The following is a 23,754-nucleotide window of genomic DNA, read 5'->3' as shown; positions in this document are numbered from 1 at the left end:
CCTCTCACCCGCCCAGCAGTCGTCGTCTCGCGTCTGCCACCCCCCGGCGGCGGACGTGACGACCGGAGGCCGTCGGGCTTTGGTACGCAGCGGGCGCCGCGAAGGCTCAAGCCGACGCGGAAAAACCCGGGTTGAACCTGATCAGCCGGTCGATGAGGCCGCCGCCCGGGAAGTCCATCACGACCATTCCGGTGCGGTGCGTGACGTGCCCCTGGTTCAGGTAGTCCAGCAGGAACGGGTTGACCCCCGGCACCCACAGCGCGCCGCCCGCACACCACTGGGGCTGCACAAACGCGCTCGCGCCGCTGGTGAAGTTCACGTACATCTTGGTCGGATCGCCGGCGTCCGTGGCGTCCAGGAAGCGGCGTACCTGATCACGCTTCGTGGCGATGGCGCCGATGTTCGGGACGTTGTAGTTGTCCTGCACGTAGGTCGAGGTGCCGTTCCAGTCCAGGAACTGGATAAGCCCGTAATGTTCGATCGGTCCGCCGAACGCACCGTGCAGCACCGCGAGGACGAGTTTGCCGCGAATCGCCCCGAGCGTGGGGGTGGCCGCGGCGGTGCCGCGCTGGATCGAGGGCTGCCAGAACAGGGCGGGACGTTTCGCGGCGTACAGGTCGAAGATGTCCGGGAAGCTCAGCTGGCCGGGCGCGTCCGTGCAGGAGCCGAGCTCGCCCGTGCACTCCTGCTTGAGCCGCATGACCACGGTCTCGGACGGGTGCGCGCCGAGAAACGCGGCCAGCTTGTCGAGCACGTCGTCGAAGTTCGCGTGCTGGTACACCGCGCCGTGGTGGATCGTGAACGTGTTGCCGCCGTTCACCCGGGCCCGGATGTCGATCATGCGGATGCCGGCCGCCAGCTGGGCCGTGAGGGTGCCGCCGCTGTCGCCGAAGTCCTCCTGGGTCTGCGTCGGCCCGCCGCCGTGGATCGCCATCGTGTCATGGGTCCCGGGCAGCGACAGCGCGGCCAGGCCGGTCGCGTCCGGCACGGCACGCATCCAGTCCGGGTGGTGCGCCGTGCTCAGCGTCCGGTAGGACGCGTCGGCGGCGACGGTGGCGGCCGCAGCGGGGTGGGGCGCCGCGACCAGCGTCGTGATCAGGGTGAAGACCGCGAGGGCGCGCTTCATGCATAGAAAGATATCGATCTAATCGTACGGCGGGAAGACGCGAACCCGGGTCAGTCGCGGATGATGTCCCCGACCACCACACGCACCGCGGCCCGTCGCCGGATCCTGTCGCATACCGGACCGTTCCCGCGCGAGACCCGTGCGGGCGCTCCGCGAGCCCTGCGGGCCGGTTCGCCGCTGGCGGGCGATAGCGTCAGGCCGTGACCGCCGAACCGCACCCGCTGACCGTCGTCGGGATCGGCGCGGACGGTTGGGACGGCCTCACCGGCCCGGCCCGGGCCGCGCTGACCGGAGCCGACGTCGTGTTCGGCGGCGACCGGCAGCTCGCGCTGCTGCCACCGGCCGTCGCCGCGCGACGCGTTCCGTGGCCGTCGCCGCTGCTGCCCGCCCTGCCCGGCCTGCTCGACGACCACCGAGGACAGGCCGTCAGCGTGCTGGCCAGCGGCGACCCGATGTGGCACGGCATCGGCGCCACCCTGGTCCGGCTGGCCGGGCCGGACGCCGTCCGGGTCCTGCCGCACCCGTCGTCGGCCTCGCTGGCCGCCGCCCGTCTCGGCTGGCCGCTGGCCGACACCGACGTGCTCAGCCTCGTGACCGCGCCCGTCGAGGAACTGCACCCGCTCGTGCACCCCGGCCGGCGCATCCTCGTGCTCAGCCGCGACGGCGCCACCCCCGCCCGGGTGGCCGCGCTGCTCACCGCGCGCGGCTACGGCGACAGCCCGCTCACCGTGCTGTCCCAGCTCGGCGGCCCCACCGAACACGCCGTCACCGGCACCGCCGCGGACTGGGCGCACCCGGACACCGACCCGCTCAACGTGATCGCGGTCGACTGCCGGGGGCCCGGCCGCCCCGTACCGTGCGTGCCCGGCCTGCCCGACGAGCTGTACGACACCGACGGGCAACTCACCAAGCGGGAGGTCCGCGCGGTCACCCTCGCCGCGCTCGGCCCGCAACCCGGCGAGCTGCTCTGGGACGTCGGCGCGGGCTCCGGCAGCATCGGCATCGAATGGATGCGTACGCATCGCTCCTGCCGGGCCGTCGCGGTCGAGTCGGCCGCCGAGCGCGCCGCCCGTGTCCGCGCCAACGCCGCGGCCCTCGGCGTGCCCGCGCTGCGGGTGGTGCACGGCCGCGCCCCGGACGCGCTGGCCGGGCTGGACGCCCCCGACGCCGTGTTCATCGGCGGTGGCCTGACCCGCGACGGCGTGCTCGACACCTGCCTGTCCGCCCTGCGCGGCGGCGGCCGCCTGGTCGCGAACGCGGTCACCGTGGAGTCCGAGGCGGTGCTGGCCGCCTGGCACACCCGGCTCGGCGGCGAGCTGAGCAGGATCGCGGTCAGCCGGGGCGCGCCGGTCGGTGGCTTCACAGGATGGAGAGCGATGATGCCGGTGACGATCTGGTCGGTGACCAAGCCGTGACGGTGCACTTCATCGGCGCCGGCCCCGGCGCCGCGGACCTCATCACCGTACGGGGGCAGCGGCTCATCGCCGCCGCACCCGTCTGCCTGTACGCGGGCAGCCTCGTCCCCGCCGAACTGCTGGCGTCGTGCCCGCCCGGGGCGGAACTGGTCGACACCGCGCGGCTGAGCCTCGACGAGATCGTGGCGCTGATGGTCGCCGCGCACGCCGACGGGCACGACGTGGCGCGGCTGCACTCCGGCGACCCGTCGGTGTTCAGCGCGGTGGCCGAGCAGATGCGCCGCCTCGACGCGGCCGGGGTGCCCTACGACGTGACGCCCGGGGTGCCCGCGTTCGCGGCGGCCGCCGCGTCGCTCGGGCGCGAGTTCACGGTCCCCGAGGTCGCGCAGACGGTCATCCTCACCCGTACCGCCGAACGGGCCACGGCGATGCCGCCCGGCGAGGATCTGACCACGCTGGGCGCCAGCCGCGCCACGATGGTGCTGCACCTGGCCGTGCAGCGCATCGACGCGGTGGTCGCGGAGCTGACCGGCAGCTACGGCGCGGACTGTCCGGTCGCGGTCGTGGCCCGGGCCAGCCGCCCGGACGAGCTGATCGTCCGGGGGACCCTCGCGGACATCGCCGGGCGGGTGGCCGAGGCGGGCATCCGGCGGACCGCGGTGATCGTGGTGGGTGCGGCGCTGACCGCGTCCCAGTTCCCGGACAGCCACCTGTACTCCGCGGACCGATGCCGGACCTGAGCCGGCCTGACGCGGGCGATCCCGACGTTGCCGGGCATGACGGCCCCGGAGGTGACCCCGACGTTGCCGGGCGTGACGGCCCCGGAGGCGACTCTGGCCTTGCTGGGCGCCATGACTCTGGAGGTGGCTCCGACGCTGACGGCGGGCTGTTCGGCGCCGGGCTGCGGGTGTTGATTCTCGGGGGGACCTCGGAGGGGCGCGCGCTGGCCGCCGCCTGCGCGGGCGTGGCCGGACTGCACGTCACCAGCTCCCTGGCCGGGCGCACCAGCGCGCCCCTGCTGCCAGCCGGTGAGCTGCGCGTCGGCGGGTTCGGCGGCGTCGACGGGCTGACCTCCTACCTGAGGTCCGAACGGATCGGTGCGGTGGTCGACGCCACGCATCCGTTCGCGGCGACCATGTCGGCGCACGCCACGGTCGCGGCCGCCCGGGCCGGGGTGCCGCTGCTCGTGTTGCGCCGTCCGGGATTCGTGGCGCGTCCCGGCGACGACTGGCACCGGGTGCCGTCCCTGGCCGCCGCCGCCGAACTGGTGCCCGCCCTGGGTCAGCGGGTGTTCCTCACCACCGGGCGGCAGAGCATCGCCGCGTTCGCCGGAGTCGGCGGGCGCTGGTTCCTGTCCCGGTCGGTGGAACCACCCCGGCCGCCTGTCCCGCCCCGGCTGGAGGTCGTGCTGGACCGGGGGCCGTTCACCGTGGAGGGTGAGCGGGCCCTGCTCGACAGGTACCGGATCGACGTGCTGGTCACCAAGGACAGCGGCGGACCGGCACCCAAACTGGACGCCGCCCGCGAACGCGGCATCCCGGTCGTGATGATCGACCGCCCACCGCCCCCCGGTCACGGGCCGCCGTTACCCAGCGGGCCGACCAGCACGAACCCCGTCGTCGCGACGGAGACCGTCGCGACGATCCCCGCGGCGCTCGCCTGGCTGACCGCCCGCGTCGCGAACTGACCGTCGCCGCGCACCGCCACCCCGATCTTGAGCACTTCCGGTCAGGAGCTGACCGGAAGTCTTCAACGAAGGGACGGGCCGCACGCAGGCGGAGCCGGAATCAGGTCGGGTAGTGGCGGGGAGTGAAGACCAGGGCCGTGCCATCGGGGCGGGTGGACGCGCGGGTCTGCGACGACCCCACGATGAGCAGGCAGCGCATGTCGATCGTGGCCGGATCCAGCTCGGCCAGCGTGGTCACCCGTACCGTCTCGGACGGGCCACCCACGTCGCGGCCCACCACCACGGGCGTCTGCGGAGCCCGGTACGCCAGCAGCAGCTCCCGGGCCCGGACCAGCTGCTCGCGGCGGCTGTTCGACGCCGGGTTGTACAGGGCGATCACCAGGTCGGCGCCGGCCGCCGCGGTGAGCCGGTCGGCGATGACCCGCCACGGCTTGAGCCGGTCGGACAGCGACACGATGCAGAAGTCGTGCCCCAGCGGCGCGCCCACCCGGCTCGCCACCGCCTGCGCGGCGGTCAGGCCGGGCACCACCCGCACCGGTACGTCCTTCCACTGCGGATCCTCGCTCACCTCCAGGACGGCGGCCGCCATCGCGAACACGCCCGGGTCACCCGAGGACACCACGGCCACCCGGCGCCCCCGCTTCGCCAGGTCCAGCGCGAACGCCGCCCGCTCCGCCTCGACCCGGTTGTCGGAGGGATGCCGGCGCTGCCGCGGGTTCGGCGCGACCCGGTCGAGGTACGGGCCGTACCCGATCAGATCGTCGGCCGCCGCGAGCGCCGCCTGGGCCTGCGGAGTAAGCCAGTCACGCCCGCCCGGCCCCAACCCGACCACGGTCACCGAGCCGGCCCCATCCGCCGCCACCGAAGCAGCCGGGCCCGCTGTCACCGAACCGACCCCGTCCAGCCCGACCGAGCCGTCTCGCGCGACGGAACCGTCCAGCCCGACCGAGCCCTCCGAACCGTCCAGCGCTACCCGGCTGCCCAGCGCCGCAGGTTCCGGCGCGACCGGGACGGCTGCCGGGACGGCTGCCGGGCTGGGCAGCAGGGCCAGTGAAAAGTACGGCACGGTGGCCGGATCGACTTCGGCCAGTGGCTCCGTCCGCTGCCGGTCCGTGGTGGCCCGCTCCACGTACCACGCGTCGTCGAGGCGGCCCGCCTTCTCCAGCGCCTCCCGCACGCCCGTGAAGGTGCGGCCCAGCTTCATGATCGCGGCGGGTCCGGCATCCGCCAGACGGGTCGCCAGATCGTCGGGGGCCAGCGTGCCGGGCAGCACCGTGAGCACCTCGTCGCGTTCCACGAGGGGACGGCCGAGGGCGGCCGAGGCCGCGCTCACCGAGGTCACCCCGGGCACCACCTCGGTGGGGTACCGGTGCGCCAGCCGCTTGTGCATGTGCATGTACGAGCCGAAGAAGAACGGATCCCCCTCGGCCAGCACCACCACGTCCCGGCCCGCGTCCAGGTGGGCGGCCAGCCGCCGGGCCGCGTCCGCGTAGAACTCGTCGATGGCACCCTGGTACCCGCCCGGGTGGTCTGTGGTCTCCGTGGTGACCGGGTAGATCAGCGGCTCCTCGACCTGCTCGGACCGCAGGTACCGCGCGGCGATCGCGCGGGCGTTGCTGCGCCCGTGCCGGGCCGCGTGGTACGCCACCACGTCGGCCGCCCCGATCAGCCGCGCCGCCTTCACCGTGATCAGCTCCGGATCGCCGGGCCCGACGCCCACTCCGTACAGCCGCCCGCTCACTCGTCCTCCGATGCCAGGGCGTTGACGGCCGCCGCCGTGATCGCGCTGCCGCCGCGCCGCCCGCGTACGATCAGATACTCCAGTTCGGAGGCGGCCAGCGCCTCCTTCGACTCGGCCGCGCCGATGAAGCCGACCGGGATGCCGAGCACCGCCGCCGGGCGGGGCGCCCCCGCCGCGATCAGCTCCAGCAGCCGGAACAGCGCGGTCGGCGCGTTGCCGATCGCCACCACGGCACCGTCCAGCCGGTCGCCCCACAGGTCCAGCGCCGCCGCGCTGCGGGTGTTGCCGAGCTCGGCGGCCAGGCCGGGCACCGCCGGGTCGCGCAGCGTGCAGATCACCTCGTTGTCCGCGGGCAGCCGCCGCCGGGTCACCCCGGACGCCACCATCTCGGCGTCGCACAGGATCGGGGCGCCGTCGCGCAGCGCCTTGCGGGCCGCGGTGACCACCCCGGGGCTGTGCCGGATGTCGTCCACCAGGTCGACCATCCCGCAAGCGTGGATCATGCGGACGGCGACCCGGGCCACGTCCTCGGGCAGCCGGGACAGGTCGGCCTCGGCCCGGATCGTGGCGAACGACCGGCGGTAGATCTCCGCCCCGTCGCGTACGTACTCCATCAGTTCCTCCTCGCGGTGGCGACCAGATCGGCCACCCCGTCCGCGCTCGCCCGGCCCGACCCGGCGGGGGAGCGCACCTCGTAGTCCCGGCCGGTCGCCTCGACCCGTACATGTGGCCCGGCCGGGCTGCCGCAGCCCCGCGCGCAGCCCACCCAGTGCACCGGCAGGCATCCGCGGGCCGCCGGGCCCGCACCCGGCTCTGTCCCGCGTACGGCCCGGGTGGCGTCGGCGCGCACGTCGGCCAGCGACTTCGCGCACCCCGGCAACCCGGCGCAGGTGGTCACCCCGGCCCACCGGGACCCTTGCGCGACCTCCAGGCCGACCCCGGCCAGCGCTCGCGACCACGACCCGGCTTCCGCGGGCCCCAGTCCGGGCACGACCACCCCGCGCCACGGCGTCACCACCAGCGTCGCGGCCCGTTCCAAGACCTTCATCTGTACGGCGCTCCACCGCCCGAGCGGCACCACCGCCCCGACACTGACCAGCCCGCCGGGCCCGGCGACCAGCCCGACCGGCGGCACCATCCCGGGCCGTTCCAGGGCAACCGGCTCGGCCAGTCGCACCCCGGTCGTAGCCGCGACACGCGCCGCCAGCCGGCCGGGCCCGTCCACCAACTCCCGCACCCGCCACGCACCACCCACCCCCGGCGCACTCGCGGTCCCATCGCCAGATCTTGGCGGCCGGTGGCCCTCCTGGGGGCCAGGAGCCTCCAAGATCTCGGAGGTCTCCGCCGGTGCCGTGTCGGCCAGCAACGGCGGGGCCGCGGGCGGTGCGGCCGGTGACGGCGCGGCACGGGGCGGTGCGGCAGCGGGTGGCGTGGGTGGGACCGTGGGCCGTGGTGCCTCGCGTTCGGACAGGAAGGCGTGCGCGGCGGTCAGCAGCGCGGGAACCACCTGTCCAGGGGGCACCCGCAGCCCGGCGTCGACACCCGCGAAGAGGATCGCGACCGCGTCACCGAGCGGGTACGCCGCCACGTCCGCCGCGAACGCCACGTCACCGCGCCCGCTGTCGAGGGCGAACAGGAACCGCCCCGGCAGCCCGGCGAGGGCGGGGTCCGCGCACAGTGCCCGGTCCAACGCGCCGACCAGCGGTGCCACGTCCAGGGCACCGCCGGGAAGGGGGGACGCGGCGATGTTGCGTACCAGCTCGTGGGTGGGTGAGGGCAGCAGGCCCGCATCCGCGAGCCGCCCGGCCAGCCGCCCGGCCGGGGCGGCGGTGAGGGCACGCAGCTGCACGTTGCCCCGGGACGTCAGCTCGACGTGCCCGTCGCCCCACTCGTCCGCCAGCTCGCGCAGCACCCGCACCTGGGCGCCGGTGAGCCGCCCGCCGGGCAGGCGGACCCGCGCCAGCGGCCCGTCGGCCGCGGCGTGCAGCCGTAGCGCTCCGGGGCAGGCGTCGACGCTGACGCGACGTGGGGAGGACACGGCCCGGATACTACGGGCGGGCGGCGACCGTTCCGCCGCACCCGTCGTTGTTGTCGGACGCGGCACGCCGCCTTGACGTGGTCGGCACCACTTGCGCAGAGTGGGAGTCCACGTGCGGCGACGCCGCGGAGGAAGCCGGTGCGAGTCCGGCGCGGTCCCGCCACTGTCACCGGGTCAGCTACCCCGGGAGCCAGGAACTCCGGTCGCCGTGACCCTTCGACCCGGGGCGCGGACCCCGAGGGGAGAGCCGTGTTTCTGCTGCTGTCGACGTCCGACACCGACCTGCTCAGCGCCCGCGCCAGCGGCGCCGCGTACCGCCTGGCCAACCCGGCCCGTACGGAGGTCTCCGAGCTGCCCGCCCTGCTCGAGGGTGTCGAGCTGGTGGTCGTCCGCATTCTCGGTGGCCGCCGGGCCTGGGAGGAGGGCTTGGACGCGCTGCTGGCCGGAACCGTCCCGGTGGTCGTCCTCGGCGGGGAGCAGGCTCCCGACGCGGAGCTGATGCAACTCTCCACAGTGCCCGCGGGGGTGGCGGCCGAGGCGCACGGCTACCTCGCGCACGGTGGCCCGGCGAACCTGGCCGCCCTGCACAGTTTCCTGTCCGACACGGTGCTGCTCACCGGGCACGGCTTCGCCCCGGCCGAGCCGGCCCCGGACTGGGGCGTGCTGGACCGTGCCACCGGCACGGGGGAAACGGCCGTGGCGTCCGAGGCCACGGTGTCGGGACCTACGACGGCGGGGACTCACGCATCGGGAGCCGTGGTGACCGGCGATGCGGCCTCCGGCGGCGGGCCGACGATCGCGGTGCTCTACTACCGCGCGCACCACATGGCGGGAAACACCGCGTTCGTCGAGGCCCTGTGCCGCGCGATCGAGGACAAGGGCGGGCGGCCCATGCCGATCTTCACGTCGTCGCTGCGGACCGCCCCGCCCGAGCTGCTGGCCGAGCTGCGCCGCGCGGACGCGCTGGTGGTGACGGTGCTGGCCGCCGGCGGCACCCGGCCCGCGACCGTCTCGGCGGGCGGTGACGACGAGGCGTGGGACGTCGGGGTGCTGGCCGAGTTGGACGTACCGATCCTGCAGGGGTTGTGCCTGACCAGCGGCCGCGCCGCCTGGGAGGACAGCGACGACGGGCTGACCCCGCTGGACGCGGCGACGCAGGTGGCGATCCCGGAGTTCGACGGGCGGATCATCACGGTGCCGTTCTCGTTCAAGGAGATCGACCCGGACGGCCTGTCGGTGTACGTCGCCGATCCCGAACGCGCCGCCCGCGTCGCGGGGATCGCGGTGGCGCACGCCCGGCTGCGCCACATCCCGCCCACCGAGCGCCGGATCGCGGTGATGCTGTCGGCGTACCCGACGAAGCACTCGCGGATCGGCAACGCGGTGGGCCTGGACACGCCCGCCTCGACGGTCCGGCTGCTGGCGGCCATGCGTGATCGCGGCTACCAGACCGGGTCGTTCCCGGGCTACGACGGCGACGGCCTGATCCACGCGCTGATCGCCGCGGGCGGCCAGGACCCGGACTGGCTGACCGAGGAGCAACTGCGGGGCAACCCGGTACGGATCAGCGGCGCGCGCTACGCCGCCTGGTTCGCCACCCTGCCCGAGGACCTGCGCGAGTCGGTGACCCGGCACTGGGGACCGCCCCCCGGCGAGCTGTACGTCGACGGCGACGACATCGTGCTGGCCGCCCTGCGCGACGCGAACGTGGTGGTCATGGTGCAGCCGCCGCGCGGCTTCGGCGCCAACCCGGTCGCCATCTACCACGACCCGGATCTGCCGCCGAGCCACCACTATCTGGCCGCGTACCGGTGGCTGGCCGACGACTTCGGCGCGCACGCGGTGGTGCACGTCGGCAAGCACGGCAACCTGGAGTGGCTGCCCGGCAAGAACGTCGGCATGTCCGCCTCGGACGGCACGGACGCGGCCCTGGGTGACCTGCCGCTGATCTACCCGTTCCTGGTCAACGACCCGGGGGAGGGCACCCAGGCGAAGCGGCGCGCCCACGCCACGCTGATCGACCACCTGATCCCGCCGATGGCCCGCGCCGAGTCGTACGGCGACATCGCCCGCCTCGAACAGCTGCTGGACGAACACGCCACGATCGCCACCCTGGACCCGGCGAAGCTGCCCGCCATCCGCGCGCAGATCTGGACCCTGATCCAGGCCGCCCGGATGGATCACGACCTCGGGCTGGCGCACCGGCCCGGCGACGAGGAGTTCGACGACTTCCTGCTGCACGTCGACGGCTGGCTGTGCGAGGTCAAGGACGCCCAGATCCGCGACGGCCTGCACGTGCTGGGCGCCGCCCCGACCGGCGAGGCGCGGATCAACCTGGTGCTGTCGATCCTGCGCGCCCGCCAGATGTGGGCGGGTCAGGTCGCCGCGCTGCCCGGCCTGCGGGAAGCCCTCGGCCTCACCGAGCCCGGCACACCCGGAGCCGAGGCGGCGGGCAAGGCCGGAAACGAGGCGGAAGGCAACGCCCGAAGCGAGGCGGCGGGTACGGCCGGAAGCGAGGCGGAAGGCAACGCCCGAAGCGAGGCGGCGGGCACGGCCGGAAGCGAGGCGGCAGGCGCGGTTGGCGCCAGGACGGGACGCATCAGCGTGGACGCGGTCGAGGCGACCGCCCGCGAGCTGGTCAACGCGATGGAGGCGCTTGACTGGTCACCCGCCGCGGTGGACCCCGCGGTCCGCGAGGTGCTCGGCCGCACCGACGAGACGGTGGCCGCGGTCCTCACGTTCGCCGCCACCGAGGTCGTGCCCCGGCTGGCCCGCACCACCGACGAACTGGACCACGTGCTGCACGCCCTCGACGGCGGCTACGTGCCCGCCGGTCCGAGCGGCTCCCCGCTGCGCGGCCTGGTCAACGTGCTGCCGACCGGCCGTAACTTCTACTCCGTCGACCCCAAGGCCATCCCCAGCGCCCTGGCCTGGGAGACCGGTCAGGCCATGGCCGATTCGCTGCTGGCGCGCTACCGCGCCGACACCGGCGACTGGCCGCGCTCCGTCGGCCTGTCGGTCTGGGGCACCAGCGCCATGCGTACGGCCGGAGACGACATCGCCGAGGTCCTGGCGCTGATGGGCGTCCGGCCGGTGTGGGACCAGGCGTCGCGCCGGGTCACCGGCCTCGAACCGATCGACCTGGCCGAGCTTAGCCGCCCCCGCATCGACGTGACCGTGCGCATCTCCGGGTTCTTCCGCGACGCGTTCCCGCACGTGGTGGCCATGTTGGACGACGCGGTCCGGCTGGTCGCGGCGCTGGACGAGCCCGCCGAGCAGAATTACGTACGGGCCCACGCGGTCGCCGACGAGTCTGCGCACGGCGACTGGCGCCGTGCCACCACCCGCATCTTCGGCTCGCGCCCCGGCGCGTACGGTGCGGGCATCCTGCCGTTGATCGACAGCCGGAACTGGCGCGGCGACGCCGACCTGGCCGAGGTGTACGCGGTGTGGGGCGGCTTCGCGTACGGCCGGGACCTGGACGGGGTGCCCGCCCGCCCGGACATGGAGAACGCGTACCGGCGCATCGAGGTGGCCGCGAAGAACGTGGACACCCGCGAGCACGACATCGCCGACTCCGACGACTACTTCCAGTACCACGGCGGGATGATTGCCACGGTGCGGGCGCTGACCGGCAGGGCGCCCGCCGCGTACATCGGTGATTCGACGAATCCGGACGCGGCCCGCACCCGCAGCCTCACCGAGGAGACCGCCCGGGTGTTCCGCGCCCGGGTGGTGAACCCGCGCTGGATCGCGGCGATGCGCCGCCACGGGTACAAGGGCGCGTTCGAGCTGGCCGCGACCGTGGACTACCTGTTCGGCTACGACGCCACCGCCGGGGTGGTGGCCGACTGGATGTACGAGCAGCTCGCCGCCACGTACGTGCTGGACCCGGAGAACCAGAAGTTCATGACCGAGTCCAACCCGTGGGCGCTGCACGGCATCACGGAACGCCTGCTGGAGGCGGCCGAACGCAGCATGTGGGCGGAGCCCGATCCGGACACGCTGGCCGCGCTGCGGCAGGTGTATCTGGAGGCCGAGGGCGATCTGGAGGGCGACGACTAGTCCGGCCCGGGGTGCCGATCGCGCCCCGCGCCGGTCACGCGCCGCGGCGGCGCAGCAGGTACGTGTCCATGATCCAGCCGTGCTTCGCGCGGGCCTCCGTGCGCACCCGGATGATCTCGTCGGCGACCTCGGCCAGCGGCCCGGACACCAGCAGCTCGTCGGGGGTCCCCACGTACGCCCCCCAGTAGATGTCCACCTCGGCGTCCCGGTACGCGTCGAACGCGTGCTGGGCGTCGAGCATCACGATCAGGTCGTCCACCTCGGACGGCCAGCCCTCGCCGAGGCGCCGCCCGGTGGTGACCTGGAACGGCCGCCCGACCCGGTTCAGCCCCACCCGGTGCTTGGCGGCGAGCGCGGAGACGCTGCTGATGCCCGGAACCACCTGGTACTCGAAAGTGGTCTCGCCCTGGGCGAGGATCTCCTGCAGGATCGCGATCGTGGAGTCGTACAGCGACGGGTCACCCCACACCAGGAACGCCCCGGTCTCGCCGTCGCGCAGGTGCTCGGCGATCAGCGCCTCGGTGATCTCGGCGCGGCGGTGCCGCCAGTCGGCGATCGTGCCCGGGTAGTCCGCGGGGGTGCGGTCGCGGTCGGGGTCGCGTCCCTCGGCGACCCGCCTGCCGGGCCGCCCGTACGCCTGCATGAGCTGCCGGCGCAGCTCGATCATGCTGTCCTTGGCCTCGCCTTTGTCGAGCAGGAAGAACACGTCGGTCCGGCCGATCGCCTTGGCCGCTTGCAAAGTCAGATGGTCGGGGTCGCCCGCGCCGATCCCGATGACGTAGATCTTCCGCACGCCGCCAGTCTGCCGTACCCCCGGCCCACCCCGCGCCACCGGCCCTGGCGCGGGACCGGCAGGCCTGTCAGTCCGGCAGGATCGGGACCGAAGGGCCAAGGTCGCGGCCGAGGTTGGCGGCCCGGGTCACGGCGGTGCCGCCGAAGCGGTCGCGTACCGCGTCGAGGGCGGCGTCGAGGCCGTGGTCGTCCTGCTGCTCGAACGGCAGCTCCAACTGCACCGCGCCGTCGGTGTCGAGGTTGCCGACCGCCACGCCGACCAGGGTGAGGCCGCGCTCGTCGATGAGCGGCCGGGCCTGCGTCAGCAGCGCCCGCGCGGTCTGCAGCACGACCCGGGTGTGCAGGGTCGCGGTGAGCAGGCTGCGGGAGCGGGTGGCCCGGGTGAAGTCGGCGAAGCGCAGCCGCAGCGTGACCGTGCGCCCGGCGCGGTGCGCCGCCCGCATCCGCCGGGTGACCCGGTCGACCAGCGCCGCGAGGGTCGCCTCCACCTCGGCGAACGGCCGGGGTCGGCTCCCCAGGGCACATTGGGCACCGATGGAGCCGCGACGCTGACCGGTGCGGACGCGGCGCGGGTCGCGGTTGTGCGCGAGGGCATGCAGGTGCCGTCCCGCGTGGGCACCGAGCATCGTGACCAGCGCGGCCTCGCCGAGGCGGGCGACGTGGCCGACGGTGTGGATGTGCCGCTCGCGCAGCTTGGCCGCGGTCACCGGGCCGACGCCCCAGAGCCGCTCGACCGGCAGCGGGTGCAGGAAGGCCAGTTCCCGCCCGGGTGGCACGACCAGCAGACCGTCGGGTTTGCCGACCCTGCTGGCCACCTTGGCGAGGAACTTGGTGCGGGCCACCCCGACGGTGATGGGCAGGCCGACGCGGGCCCGGACGTCGGCGCGCAGCCGGGTGGCGATCTCGGTCGGCGTGCCGCGGATCCGCAGCAGGCCGCCGACCTCCAGGAACGCCTCGTCGATGCTGATGCCTTCGACGATCGGGGTGGTGTCCCGGAACACCGCGAAGACGTCCTTGCTGGCCCGGGAGTAGGCCCGCATGCGGGGCGGCACGACGATCGCGCCGGGGCAGAGCGCCCGGGCCTGGGTGAGCCCCATGGGGGTGCGCACCCCGTACGCCTTCGCCTCGTAGCTGGCGGCCAGCACGACGCCCGCACCCACGAGGACCGGCCGGCCGCGCAGGCCGGGGTCGTCGCGTTGCTCGACCGATGCGTAGAAGGAGTCGAGGTCGGCGTGCAGGATCGTCGCCGTGTCAGCCACCGGCACATCCTCGCACACATGTTCGAACGACGAGGTGGTGGCCCAGGTCACACCACGACGCGGAAGACGCACGGGGCCCGTCCCGTTACAAAACTTGAGCGCGCCACGCTCAACCTTGAATCTGCTTAGCTGGAGGATCGACCATGTTGCTGCGCACCGACGCTTTCCGTGACTTCGACCGGCTCACCGCCCGGGTCTTCGACACCGCCCAGCGCGGCACCGGCGCCCAGCTGGACGCCTACCGCGACGGCGACGCGTTCGTCATCGCGATCGACCTGCCCGGCGTCGACCCGGCCGGCATCGAGGCGACCGTGGACCGCCGGGTGCTGACCGTGCGGGCCGAGCGCAAGCCCACCGCCCCAGCCGGTGCGAAGGTGGTCGTCCGCGAACGGCCGACCGGCGTGATCACCCGCCAGGTGGTGCTCGCCGAGTCGCTGGACGCAGACCAGCTGGAGGCGCGGTACTCCGACGGCGTGCTGACGCTGCGGGTGCCGGTCAAGGAGCAGGCCAAGCCGCGCCGCATCGCGATCGTCGCGGGTGGCGACCAGGCCGCCGGCGACCCCGAGCTGAACGTGGCCTGATCGAACACACGACACGGGCCGCACACCCATCGGTGTGCGGCCCGTGTCGCTGTTCTGGAACGCGCGGTCAGCCCGCCTCGGCGAGGATCGACTCGGCCGGCGGCTCGGCGAAGTGGCAGGCCACCCGCTGCGCGGGCGCCTTCTCGTCCAGCGGCGGGGCCACCTGGGCGCAGATCTCCTGCGCCTTCCAGCAGCGCGTCCGGAAGCGGCAGCCCGACGGCGGGTCGACCGGGCTGGGCACGTCGCCGAGCAGGCGGATCCGCTGCTTCGGTGGCGTACCGCGCACCACCCCGATGTCCGGCACCGCCGACAGCAGCGCCTGCGTGTACGGGTGGTGCGGGGAGCCGTACAGGCCGTCGCGGGTGCCCTCCTCCATCACGCGGCCCAGGTACATGACCGCGATCCGGTCGCAGAAGTGCCGGACCACGCCCAGGTCGTGCGCGATGAAGACGAACGCGATGCCGAACTCCTTGCGCAGGTTCTCCAGCAGGTTCATCACCTGCGCCTGGATGGAGACGTCGAGCGCGCTGACCGGCTCGTCCGCCACGATGATCTTCGGGCGGGCGGCGAGCGCCCGGGCGATGCCGATGCGCTGGCGCTGACCGCCGGAGAACTCGTGCGGGTACCGGTTGTAGTGCTCGGGGTTGAGGCCGACCACCTCCAGCAGTTCCTGGACGCGGGGCAGCTCACCCTTCTTGGACACCATGCCGTGGGTGCGCAGCGCGGTGCCGACGATGGCGCCGACGGTGTGCCGCGGGTTCAGCGACGAGTACGGGTCCTGGAAGATCAGCTGGATCTCCCGCCGGTACGGCCGCAGCTTGCGCTCCGACAGGTGCGCGATGTCGTGGCCCTGGTACAGGATCCGGCCCTGGGTGGGCTCCAGCAGCCGGGTGATCAGCCGGGCGGTCGTGGACTTGCCACAGCCCGACTCGCCGACCAGGCCGACGGTCTCACCGGCGTTGACCGTGAGGTTCACGCCATCCACGGCCTGCACCCACTTGGTGCCGCGGGACAGCATGCCGTCGCCCTTGGCCTTGAAGTGCATGGCCAGGTTGTCGAGCTGGAGCAGGGGGGCGCCGTCCACCTTGGGGACGCGCGATTCGGTCGAAGCGGTCATCGTCGGAGTCCTTACGGCAGCCGGGGCAGAACTTCGTTGGCGAACACCTGGTCGGGATCGCGCAGGTGGCAGCGCGCCGCGCGGCCCTGGTCGGCGGTCCGCGCCACCAGCTCCGGCCGGGTCGTGAAGCACAGGTCGCCGCTCACCCGGCCGCGGTACTCGCAGCGCGGGTGGAACGCGCAGCCGCTGGGCACCGCCAGCAGGCTGGGCGGGGAGCCGGGGATCGGGTGCAGCGGCTGGGGCTCTCCGGTCAGCGCGGGGATGCTTTCCAGCAGACCCCACGTGTACGGGTGCAGCGGGCTGCCCAGGATCTTGTCGACCGGGCCGTGCTCGATGGCCGTACCGGCGTACATGACCATGATGTCGTCGGCGATCTCGGCGACCACCCCGAGGTCGTGGGTGATGAAGACGACCGCCGAGCCGAAGTCACGCTGCAGGTCCGCGATCAGGTCGAGGATCTGCGCCTGCACGGTCACGTCCAGGGCGGTGGTCGGCTCGTCCGCGATCAGCAGCTTCGGGTCGTTGACCAGCGCCATCGCGATCATCGCGCGCTGGCGCATGCCGCCGGAGAACTCGTGCGGGTAGTTGTCGACGCGCCGCTTCGGGTTCGGGATGCCGACGCGGCCGAGCATGTCGATCGCGCGCTGCTTCGCCTTGCTCTTGCTCACGCTGTGGTGCGCCCGGTACGCCTCCATGATCTGGTCGCCCACGGTGAAGTACGGGTGCAGCGAGGACTGCGGGTCCTGGAAGATCATCGCGGCGTCGCCGCCCCGGAACGCCTCCAGGTCCTTGTCGCTCATGCCGACGATCTCCCGGCCGCCCACCTTGATGGAGCCGGAGATCCGTGCGGTCTTGCGGTCGTGCAGGCCCATCACGGCCATGCTGGAGACGCTCTTGCCCGACCCGGACTCGCCCACGATGGCGAGCGTGCGGCGCAGCGGCAGCGAGTAGCTGAGCCCCTGTACGGCCTTGACCAGCCCGTCGGCCGTCGGGAACTGCACCTGCAGGTCGGTGACCTCGAGGTAGGCCTCTTCGTTCTCCGCGCGGGTGCGGGGAACGCGCGTCACCGTGTGCGGGGCGCGGATGGTCTGGTCGCTCATGCTGCCGCCTTCGTGCTGCGGATATCGGGGATGGAGGGCGCGGTCGGGATCATCCGAGCCGTACCCGCGGGTCGAGGACCGTGTACGCGATGTCCACGATCAGGTTCATGACCACGAGCACCACCGACCCGACGAGCACGCCACCCATGAGGACGGGCAGGTCGTACTGGCCGAAGGCGCGCAGGGTGAGCAGGCCGAGCCCGGGCAGGCCGAAGATGCTCTCGGTGAAGATGGCGCCGGTGAGCTGGAAGGCCAGGTCGATGCCGAAGATCGTGGCAACGGGGGTGAGAGCGGCGCGCAGACCGTGACGGTAGACGACGCGGCGCCGGCTGATGCCCTTGGACGTGGCGGTGCGGACGAAGTCCTGACCCAGCGACTCGATCATGGAGGCCCGGGAGTAGCGGGTGTACGACGCCGCGTTGGTCACGCCGACGCACAGCCACGCCGCGACCAGACCGGTCGCCCAGGCCCAGGGATTCTCCGTGAACGGGGTCCAGCCCGACTGCGGCAGGAACGTCGCGTACAGCGCGACCAGGAGGGCGAAGACGAAGTACGGGAAGGACGCGATCACCAGGGTCGTGCCGACCGTGAACTTGTCCATCGGTGTCCCGCGGACCTGGGCGGCGATGGTGCCGGCCAGGATGCCGAAGGTGAGATAGACGACGGCCCCGCCGATGACGATGGAGATCGTGACCGGCAACGCGTTCGCCAGCAGCTTCGTGACCGGCTGGCCGAGTGTGTAGGAGTAGCCCATGCAGGGCGCGGAGCAGTGCTGGGTGACACCGCCCGAGGTGTACTCCCGGCCGACCACGAGCCCCTTCATGTAGGAGGCGATCTGCTGGACGGCCGGCTTGTCGAGGTCGAGGCTCTGCTCGATGTTCGCCAGGCGCTCGGGGGTGCAGCGAGGGCCGCAGATGACCCCGGCGGGGTCCGTCGGTGCGAAGAAGAACAGCGCGAAGCTGGCCACCAGCGTCACGATCACGACCGATATCGCGCTCAGGACGCGCCGAAGGATGTACAGCAGCACCGCTTGCTCCTCTTTTAAATCACGGCGCCGGGTTCGTGTCCCGGGGGAGAACGCCGCATGCCGGCCGGTCGGCCGTCGCGCGGCATGGGGGGTGTGGTTGGTGTCCGGGGTGGTCCGGCGACGCCGGTGACGGCGGGCCGGACCACCCCGGGTCCTGCTAGAAGAGCGTCAGCTCTTCAGGTACATCGAGGTGAACAGCGGCATGCCCATGGTCGGGTCGCCGACCGTGGTGCCGACGTTCGTGCCCTGCAGGACAGCCATCTTGTCGTAGTAACGCGGGATGGCGACGTACATCCCCATGATCTTCTTGTCCAGCTCGGCCCACTTGGCGGTGGCCTGGTCGGCCGGCAGGTTCGCGACGTCGTTGATCTCCTTGTCCAGGGCGGGGTCGCTCAGCATGCCCCAGCTCTGGCCGTCGGCGATGCTGTGCGTCTGGAACAGCACCGGGAACCACGAACCACCGGACGGCCAGTCGGAGCACCAGCCGGACGGGCTCTGGCCCAGGTTGACCGGGGCGTCGTAGTTCGACAGCTTGGCGCGCAGGTCGGCGGTGGCGACACCGATCGGCTTGACCTTGAAGCCCGCCTTGGTCAGCGCGTCCGCACGGACCTGGCTGGTCTGCTGCGTCTGCGGCTTGGTGTTGTCGAAGTACCAGCTGACCTCGAAGCCGAGCTTGCCGGCGGCCTCCAGCAGCTTCTTCGCACCCTCCGGGTCACCGGTGCCACGGCCGGTCAGGTCCGGCAGCGGCTCGTACTTGGTGTAGCCCGGGACCGACGGCGGCAGGACCGTGCTGGCCGGCTCCGCCACGTAGTCGTTGAGGCCCGCGACCTTCCAGATCTGGTCGCTCGGGTACGCCTTGGCGATCGCCTTGCGGACCTCCAGCGGGATCTTGCGGGTGTCCATGTTCACGACGATGGTGCAGGGGCTCTCACCCTGGACGAGCTGCGACTTCTTCTCGCCGTTGAGCTGCGGGATCAGCGTGGCGTCGAGAACGTCGTAGCTGATCGTGCTCGCGTCCTTGGGGTTCTTGCTGTTCAGCACGGCCTGCTGGGCCTTGACCGCGTCCGCGCCCCACGCGAAGTCGATGCCGTCCAGGTACTGGTGCCGCGCCGCGTCCGTGTTCGCGTCCCAATGCGGGTTCTTCACCAGGTTCAGCGAGGTGCCCGGGACGTAGCTCTTGAACATGTACGGGCCGGTGGCCAGCGGGTGGTTCTTGTAGTCCTGCTTGGTGTCCTTCGCCTTGGGGATCGGCGTGAACATCGGGAAGGTCATGTAGAACGGCAGGTCCGAGAACGGCTTCGCCAGGTGGATGATCAGGGTGTCGGTGCCCTGGGTCTCCACGCCGGAGTAGTTGTCGCCGCTCTTGTACGGGCCCTTGTACTTCTCGCCGTCCTTGAAGAACTGCATCTGGTAGGACGGGCCGTTGGCGTAGATGTCGTGCGCGAAGGAGCGCTTGATCGCGTACGCCAGGTCCTCGACCTTGATCGGGGTGCCGTCCTCGTACTTGATGCCCGGCTGCATCTTGAACGTCCACGTCAGCTTGTCGGCCGAGACGGTGCCGAGGTCCGTGAGGTCCGGCACGAGGGTCGGCTTGCCGTTGCGGATGTCGAACTGCGTCGGGGTACGGAACAGCAGCTTGCCGATCTCGTTCGAGTCGACGTAGTAGATGTCCGTCGGGTCGAACGTGTTCGGGGTGGTCTGCGCGACCACCTGCAGGGTGCCGCCCTTGCGAGCGCCGGGGACCTCGGGAGCCGGGCCCTTGGCGTTCGGGTCGAGCGCGTTCTGCTGCTGCGTGATCTTGCCGGTGTCGGCCTTGTTGCCCGAGTTCTCGTTGTTCGATGACGGGCTGCTGCAGCCGGTCAGGCCAAGGGCCACGGCGGCGGTCGCCGCGACGGCCACGTTAAGTCGCCTTGCCATATCTCCTCTTCTCATACTGGGCGTCACCACGTCACCGTCGGGTGCGGGGATCGAATGCGTCACGGACTGCGTCACCGAGCAGGCTCAGTGCCAGGACCAGGATCGTGATGGCCAGGACCGGGATCCACAGGTACAGCGGATCGGCCCGATAGAAGTTCTGCGCCGCGGCGATGGTCAGACCCCAGGACGGCGTGGGCTCCGAGAGACCGACGCCGAGGAAGGTCAGGCCCGCCTCCGTGACGATGTAGCTGGGCAGCGCCATCGAGACTGAGATGACGATGGGCGCCACCAGGTTGGGCAGCAGTTCCTTGAACAACACCTTGCGAGTGGGTACGCCGAGCACCTTCGCGGCGGAGATGAACTCACGCTCGCGCAGGGACAGCACCTCGCCGCGGATCAGCCGGGCGAGGCTCGCCCAGCCGAAGAACGACAGGACGATGATCAGGGAGTAGAAGCGCACCGTGGCCACGTCCTCGGCGGAGGCGTTCTCCGCGTCGGCGCCGATGAACACCGCCAGCAGCGCAGCCGGGACGGCGATCGCGAACAGCAGGTACGGCAGGCTCAGGACGAAGTCGATGACCCAGGAGAGGGTCCGGTCGATCCAACCGCCCAGGAAGCCGGTGATCAGGCCGACGATCACACCGACAATCGTGGTGACGATCGTGACCGTACCCGCGACCAGCAGGGACGGCCGGGCCCCGTAGACGAACCGGGCGAACAGGTCGCGGCCCGTGCGTGGCTCGACGCCGAACCAGTGCTCGCTGGTGGGCCCGATGGTGGGGAAGCCGTAGTCGTCGATCAGATCCAGGTGGTACGTCGTCGGGTCCTGGCCCTCCAGCTTGGCCAGCAGCGGCGCGAAGATCGCGATCAGCACGAAGAAGATGAAGATGCTCGCGCAGACGACGGCGACCTTGTCCTTGCGGAGGCGCGCCAGGGCGATGCCGGTCGGGGACTTGCCCCGGGTCTTGCCGGTCTTCTTCTCCGTCGCGGAGTTCGCGGCGGACGTGGGTCCCGAGCCGGACGGTAGGCCGGTCCTCGTGAGATCGGCTTCCTCAATCATCGGTTCCACGCGTTAGTCACCTCCATGGGACACGACACCTCCACGTGCGTCGTGCGTGAGAGGTATTCGGACGCTGCGCTTGGAACGTAGTCGGCAAGTGGGCCTTAGGAAATGAGTTGACGCATCGAATGAATAACAGCTCAGGTGCGATGGGCCATGATCGCCGTCACAAGTCCCCACCACACATAACGATCAAACACCAAGGACCAGCGAGAAGGCGGACTTTTCGCCTGACCGTTATGTCGGGTAGGCGTCGCTCTTCATCACATGGTGTAACGGCCATAGTGCCCACGGTACTTGCATCGGATTTGCCAACCCTCCGGTCAAGTGTTTCGGGCGGGTTTCGTGCTCGGCGGCGTGTCGCGGGAAGCGCCACGGCAGGACGCATGATCAACGGGAAGATCTTCGGTGACGAGCCGGGCATATCGACGGAACCGCGCGATCCGGCGCGACATGGATGTCGGCTCAGAAGGTGCCCATCGGGTGCCCTCGAGGGGCCCGGGGAGGCGTTCGGGGGGTGCCGCGCGGTGTCCTTCGCCACAGCCACGACGCCGGGCGAAGGCGGGGAATCGCACTCGAGAACGCATCGGCGTCAATGTGGCGACCGGCTGTGCGCCCTCACCGCGTACGCATGATGCCGTACCGGGGAAACCGGCAGCCGTATCCGGTGGGTGCCGATGGGTAATCGTTCGCGTCAATTCCGCGCCCGGTAGCTGGTCGGGCGGCCGTCCCGGGCGGTCGCCCCCTCCCCTGGGGCGACCGCCCGGGGGCGCCCGCACGGGCGCGGGCCTCCGGGTCCCGCACGGTCCGGCCCGGCGGCGCCGTGACCGTCGCCGTCCTGACCGGGATCGCCGCGAACGGCCGAGATCCGTCCGCCGGTGGCCCTTTCGCCCGACAATTCCGTGCAAATGTGTTCGCCCTCAGTTCAACGTCGCACGGAATGATGCCCGATAGTCCGGTTCGCGCCTATTCAGTAGGGCGGTGGTGCGATTCGGTTGATCGAGCTTCGGGCCATTCCCCGGACCGCGCCTTCGGTCCGGGGAATGGCGCGGGCTCAGTGGGCCGGGGGCGAGTCCGGTGAGGATCTTCTCGGCGCGATCGGTGGCCGCCCGCGGGCTGCGACCGATCAACCTGCGGTCACCGTATGCGGGGCCGTTCCACGGTGGCCCGGTCATTGCCCGCAAGGGCAGAACCTGCCGCGGGTCATGTCCACCCGCGCCGCGCGTCACTAGGATGATCACAATGGGATTCGTCGATCTGAGCGAGGCGAGCGCGGCCAACGCCGGCTCCCCGACGCTGCGCGCATACGTGGCCACGCCGCCCGGCGACGGACCGTGGCCGGGCATGCTGGTGATCCACGAGTCCTTCGGGCTCACCGACGTGGTGCTGCGCCACGCCGACCGGCTCGCCGCCGCCGGATACCTGACCCTCGCGATCGACCTCTACAGCGCCGGCGGTATGCGGCGCTGCCTGGTCTCGACGGTGCGCGCCGCCCGGCGTGGCGAGGGCCGGGCGTTCACGGATCTGGAGACGGGCCGGGGCTGGCTCACCGCCTCGCCGCAGTGCACCGGCAAGGTTGGGGTCATCGGCTTCTGCCTCGGTGGCAACTTCGCGCTGATGCTGGCCGGCACGGGCCGTTACGACGCCGCCGCGCCGAACTACGGCGAGTTGCCTCGCGACCTGGACGGCACCATGGCGGGCGCCTGCCCGGTGGTGGCCAGCTACGCGGGTCGCGACTGGCTGCGCGGGTCGGCCCCCAAACTGACCGCCGCGCTGACCCGGGCCGGGGTGCCGCACGACGTCAAGGAGTACCCGGCCGCCGGGCACTCGTTCCTGAACGAGGGACCGACCGGTCCCAAGATCCTGTGGCCGCTCATGCGGATGGCGAAGATCGGTCCGGAGCCCGGGTCCGCCGCGGACGCGTGGCAGCGCATCGAGTCGTTCTTCGCCGAGCACCTGCGCTGATCGTTCAGGCCGGGGCCTGTGCCCGCGCGTACGCGCGTACCGGCAGGCGCTGGGCGGCGGCCCGGCCCGGTGTGACGGTGAAGCCCAGCGGCGCGGCGATCCGCCGTACGTCCGAGAGGTGCAGGGATCCGTGCCGCTCCACCGTGAGCATCGGGGACGGGCCGGTGCCGGGGTCGTGGAACGACACGAGCGTCACGGACATCGGCAGATGCCGCGGGTACGCGTTGCGGGCCGCCTCCTCGTCGCGGTGCGCGATGACGGTCAGGTCCGGCATGTGGCGCAGGTCCACCTCCAGCTCGGCGGCACGCCAGTGCGCGGGCTCCTCCGCCGCCCCGGTCGCATGCCGGGAACGGTTCGCGGAGGTGACGTACAGGTGGTCGCGGCCCAGCGCCGCGGTCGCCTGCGCGAACAGCGCGTTGGACGGGCACGCGGTGCCGGGGGTGATCACCTGGGCGGTACGGACTCCGGCGTCCACCTGGGTCAGGTGCTCGGGCAGGTGCGGGGCGGCCGGGCCGCGGAATCCGATCGGTCCCGTCCGGGCCAGTGCCACCAGCAGCGCGGCCAGTCGCGGGACGTCGAGCCGCCGGGCGACCTCCGTCCAGTCGAACAGGGCCGGGATGCCGTCCGCGGCGGCCGTGACGCTGCCGATCTGACCGGCCGGGCGCCCCTTGGCGAGATTGACCCGGCGAACGGCCGTCGCCGACGGCTCGGCGACGATGGCGTAGATGTTGCCGAACGCGGTGGCGACCACCCGCCCGTCGTGCAACGCCCGCGCCGCGAGGGCGACGTCGGCAGGGCTGTCGATGGTCAGGAAATCGGCGGACATGCAGCCGTTTGTACCGGCCCGGCGCGTCGGGCCGGTCG

18 protein-coding genes and 1 riboswitch are annotated in these 23,754 nt (G+C 72.3%); of the genes, 6 read left to right on the top strand and 12 right to left on the bottom strand.

Translation table 11 applies throughout. The features are described 5' to 3' along the window. Positions 1-106 precede the first annotated feature (106 nt). Complete coding sequence (locus EV385_RS05225) at positions 107-1,126, bottom strand: phosphatidylinositol-specific phospholipase C (protein ID WP_130508423.1); 1,020 nt, start codon at positions 1,124-1,126, stop codon at positions 107-109. 200 nt (positions 1,127-1,326) lie between these two features. On the opposite strand from EV385_RS05225, the gene cbiE reads away from it, so the two are divergent. The 3 genes from cbiE to EV385_RS05210 all read left to right on the top strand — a co-directional run bounded on the left by cbiE (position 1,327) and on the right by EV385_RS05210 (position 4,228). After that, a complete protein-coding gene (gene cbiE / locus EV385_RS05220) occupies positions 1,327-2,541 on the top strand; it encodes a precorrin-6y C5,15-methyltransferase (decarboxylating) subunit CbiE (protein WP_130508422.1) in 1,215 nt (404 codons plus the stop codon). Continuing rightward, entirely contained in the window at positions 2,493-3,281 is a 789-nt protein-coding gene (gene cobM / locus EV385_RS05215; RefSeq protein ID WP_242624718.1) for a precorrin-4 C(11)-methyltransferase, read from the top strand. The genes cbiE and cobM overlap by 49 nt, the downstream gene beginning before the upstream one ends. A gap of 167 nt (positions 3,282-3,448) precedes the next feature. Then, positions 3,449-4,228, top strand: coding sequence for a cobalt-precorrin-6A reductase (locus EV385_RS05210; protein ID WP_341273918.1), 780 nt, complete (start codon positions 3,449-3,451; stop codon positions 4,226-4,228). 100 nt (positions 4,229-4,328) lie between these two features. Here EV385_RS05210 and EV385_RS05205 read toward each other — a convergent pair whose 3' ends face one another. The 3 genes from EV385_RS05205 to EV385_RS05195 are packed head-to-tail and all read right to left on the bottom strand — an operon-like array spanning position 4,329 to position 8,007. Further along, a complete protein-coding gene (locus EV385_RS05205; protein ID WP_130508421.1) occupies positions 4,329-5,969 on the bottom strand; it encodes a precorrin-2 C(20)-methyltransferase in 1,641 nt (546 codons plus the stop codon). Further along, entirely contained in the window at positions 5,966-6,583 is a 618-nt protein-coding gene (locus tag EV385_RS05200) for a precorrin-8X methylmutase (protein ID WP_130508420.1), read from the bottom strand. Before EV385_RS05200 ends, EV385_RS05205 begins: the two co-directional genes overlap by 4 nt. Further along, positions 6,583-8,007: a precorrin-3B synthase gene (locus EV385_RS05195; RefSeq protein WP_207229752.1), complete on the bottom strand. Its 1,425-nt coding sequence runs from the start codon at positions 8,005-8,007 to the stop codon at positions 6,583-6,585. The genes EV385_RS05200 and EV385_RS05195 overlap by 1 nt, the downstream gene beginning before the upstream one ends. A gap of 128 nt (positions 8,008-8,135) precedes the next feature. Then, positions 8,136-8,207: riboswitch (cobalamin riboswitch) on the top strand. 49 nt (positions 8,208-8,256) lie between these two features. Here EV385_RS05195 and cobN point away from each other — a divergent pair. Beyond that, positions 8,257-12,072: a cobaltochelatase subunit CobN gene (cobN, locus tag EV385_RS05190; protein WP_130508419.1), complete on the top strand. Its 3,816-nt coding sequence runs from the start codon at positions 8,257-8,259 to the stop codon at positions 12,070-12,072. A gap of 34 nt (positions 12,073-12,106) precedes the next feature. Here cobN and cobF read toward each other — a convergent pair whose 3' ends face one another. Further along, positions 12,107-12,865, bottom strand: a complete 759-nt coding sequence (gene cobF / locus EV385_RS05185) for a precorrin-6A synthase (deacetylating) (RefSeq protein ID WP_130508418.1) — start codon at positions 12,863-12,865, stop codon at positions 12,107-12,109. A 67-nt stretch (positions 12,866-12,932) separates the two neighbouring features. Beyond that, on the bottom strand, positions 12,933-14,123 hold the full coding sequence (gene dinB / locus EV385_RS05180) for a DNA polymerase IV (protein ID WP_130508417.1): 1,191 nt from the start codon (positions 14,121-14,123) through the stop codon (positions 12,933-12,935). A gap of 143 nt (positions 14,124-14,266) precedes the next feature. Between dinB and EV385_RS05175 the strand changes: the two genes are divergently transcribed. After that, on the top strand, positions 14,267-14,704 hold the full coding sequence (locus EV385_RS05175) for an Hsp20/alpha crystallin family protein (protein WP_130508416.1): 438 nt from the start codon (positions 14,267-14,269) through the stop codon (positions 14,702-14,704). A 67-nt stretch (positions 14,705-14,771) separates the two neighbouring features. On the opposite strand, the gene EV385_RS05170 is transcribed toward EV385_RS05175, so the two are convergent. The 5 genes from EV385_RS05170 to EV385_RS05150 form a co-directional block, all read right to left on the bottom strand. Next, a complete protein-coding gene (locus EV385_RS05170; protein ID WP_130508415.1) occupies positions 14,772-15,821 on the bottom strand; it encodes an ABC transporter ATP-binding protein in 1,050 nt (349 codons plus the stop codon). Between the two features lie 11 nt (positions 15,822-15,832). Next, entirely contained in the window at positions 15,833-16,921 is a 1,089-nt protein-coding gene (locus EV385_RS05165; RefSeq protein ID WP_130508414.1) for an ABC transporter ATP-binding protein, read from the bottom strand. Positions 16,922-16,970: 49 nt separating this feature from the next. Further along, the gene (locus EV385_RS05160) at positions 16,971-17,948 is read right to left on the bottom strand and encodes an ABC transporter permease (protein ID WP_130508413.1); all 978 of its coding nucleotides are present in this window, start codon (positions 17,946-17,948) and stop codon (positions 16,971-16,973) included. Between the two features lie 168 nt (positions 17,949-18,116). After that, positions 18,117-19,865 (bottom strand): ABC transporter substrate-binding protein, encoded by a 1,749-nt coding sequence (locus EV385_RS05155; RefSeq protein ID WP_130508412.1) that lies wholly within the window; start codon positions 19,863-19,865, stop codon positions 18,117-18,119. Between the two features lie 31 nt (positions 19,866-19,896). Further along, positions 19,897-20,925: an ABC transporter permease gene (locus tag EV385_RS05150; RefSeq protein ID WP_130513089.1), complete on the bottom strand. Its 1,029-nt coding sequence runs from the start codon at positions 20,923-20,925 to the stop codon at positions 19,897-19,899. A 1,242-nt stretch (positions 20,926-22,167) separates the two neighbouring features. Between EV385_RS05150 and EV385_RS05145 the strand changes: the two genes are divergently transcribed. Next, complete coding sequence (locus EV385_RS05145) at positions 22,168-22,890, top strand: dienelactone hydrolase family protein (protein ID WP_130508411.1); 723 nt, start codon at positions 22,168-22,170, stop codon at positions 22,888-22,890. A 4-nt stretch (positions 22,891-22,894) separates the two neighbouring features. On the opposite strand, the gene EV385_RS05140 is transcribed toward EV385_RS05145, so the two are convergent. Beyond that, complete coding sequence (locus tag EV385_RS05140; RefSeq protein WP_130508410.1) at positions 22,895-23,716, bottom strand: hypothetical protein; 822 nt, start codon at positions 23,714-23,716, stop codon at positions 22,895-22,897. Between the last annotated feature and the right edge of the window lie 38 nt (positions 23,717-23,754).

Source organism: Krasilnikovia cinnamomea (genome assembly GCF_004217545.1).
GTDB lineage: Bacteria > Actinomycetota > Actinomycetes > Mycobacteriales > Micromonosporaceae > Actinoplanes > Actinoplanes cinnamomeus.
The sequence above is the reverse complement of the archived record's forward strand: the minus strand, read 5'-3'. Positions and strand labels throughout refer to the sequence as shown.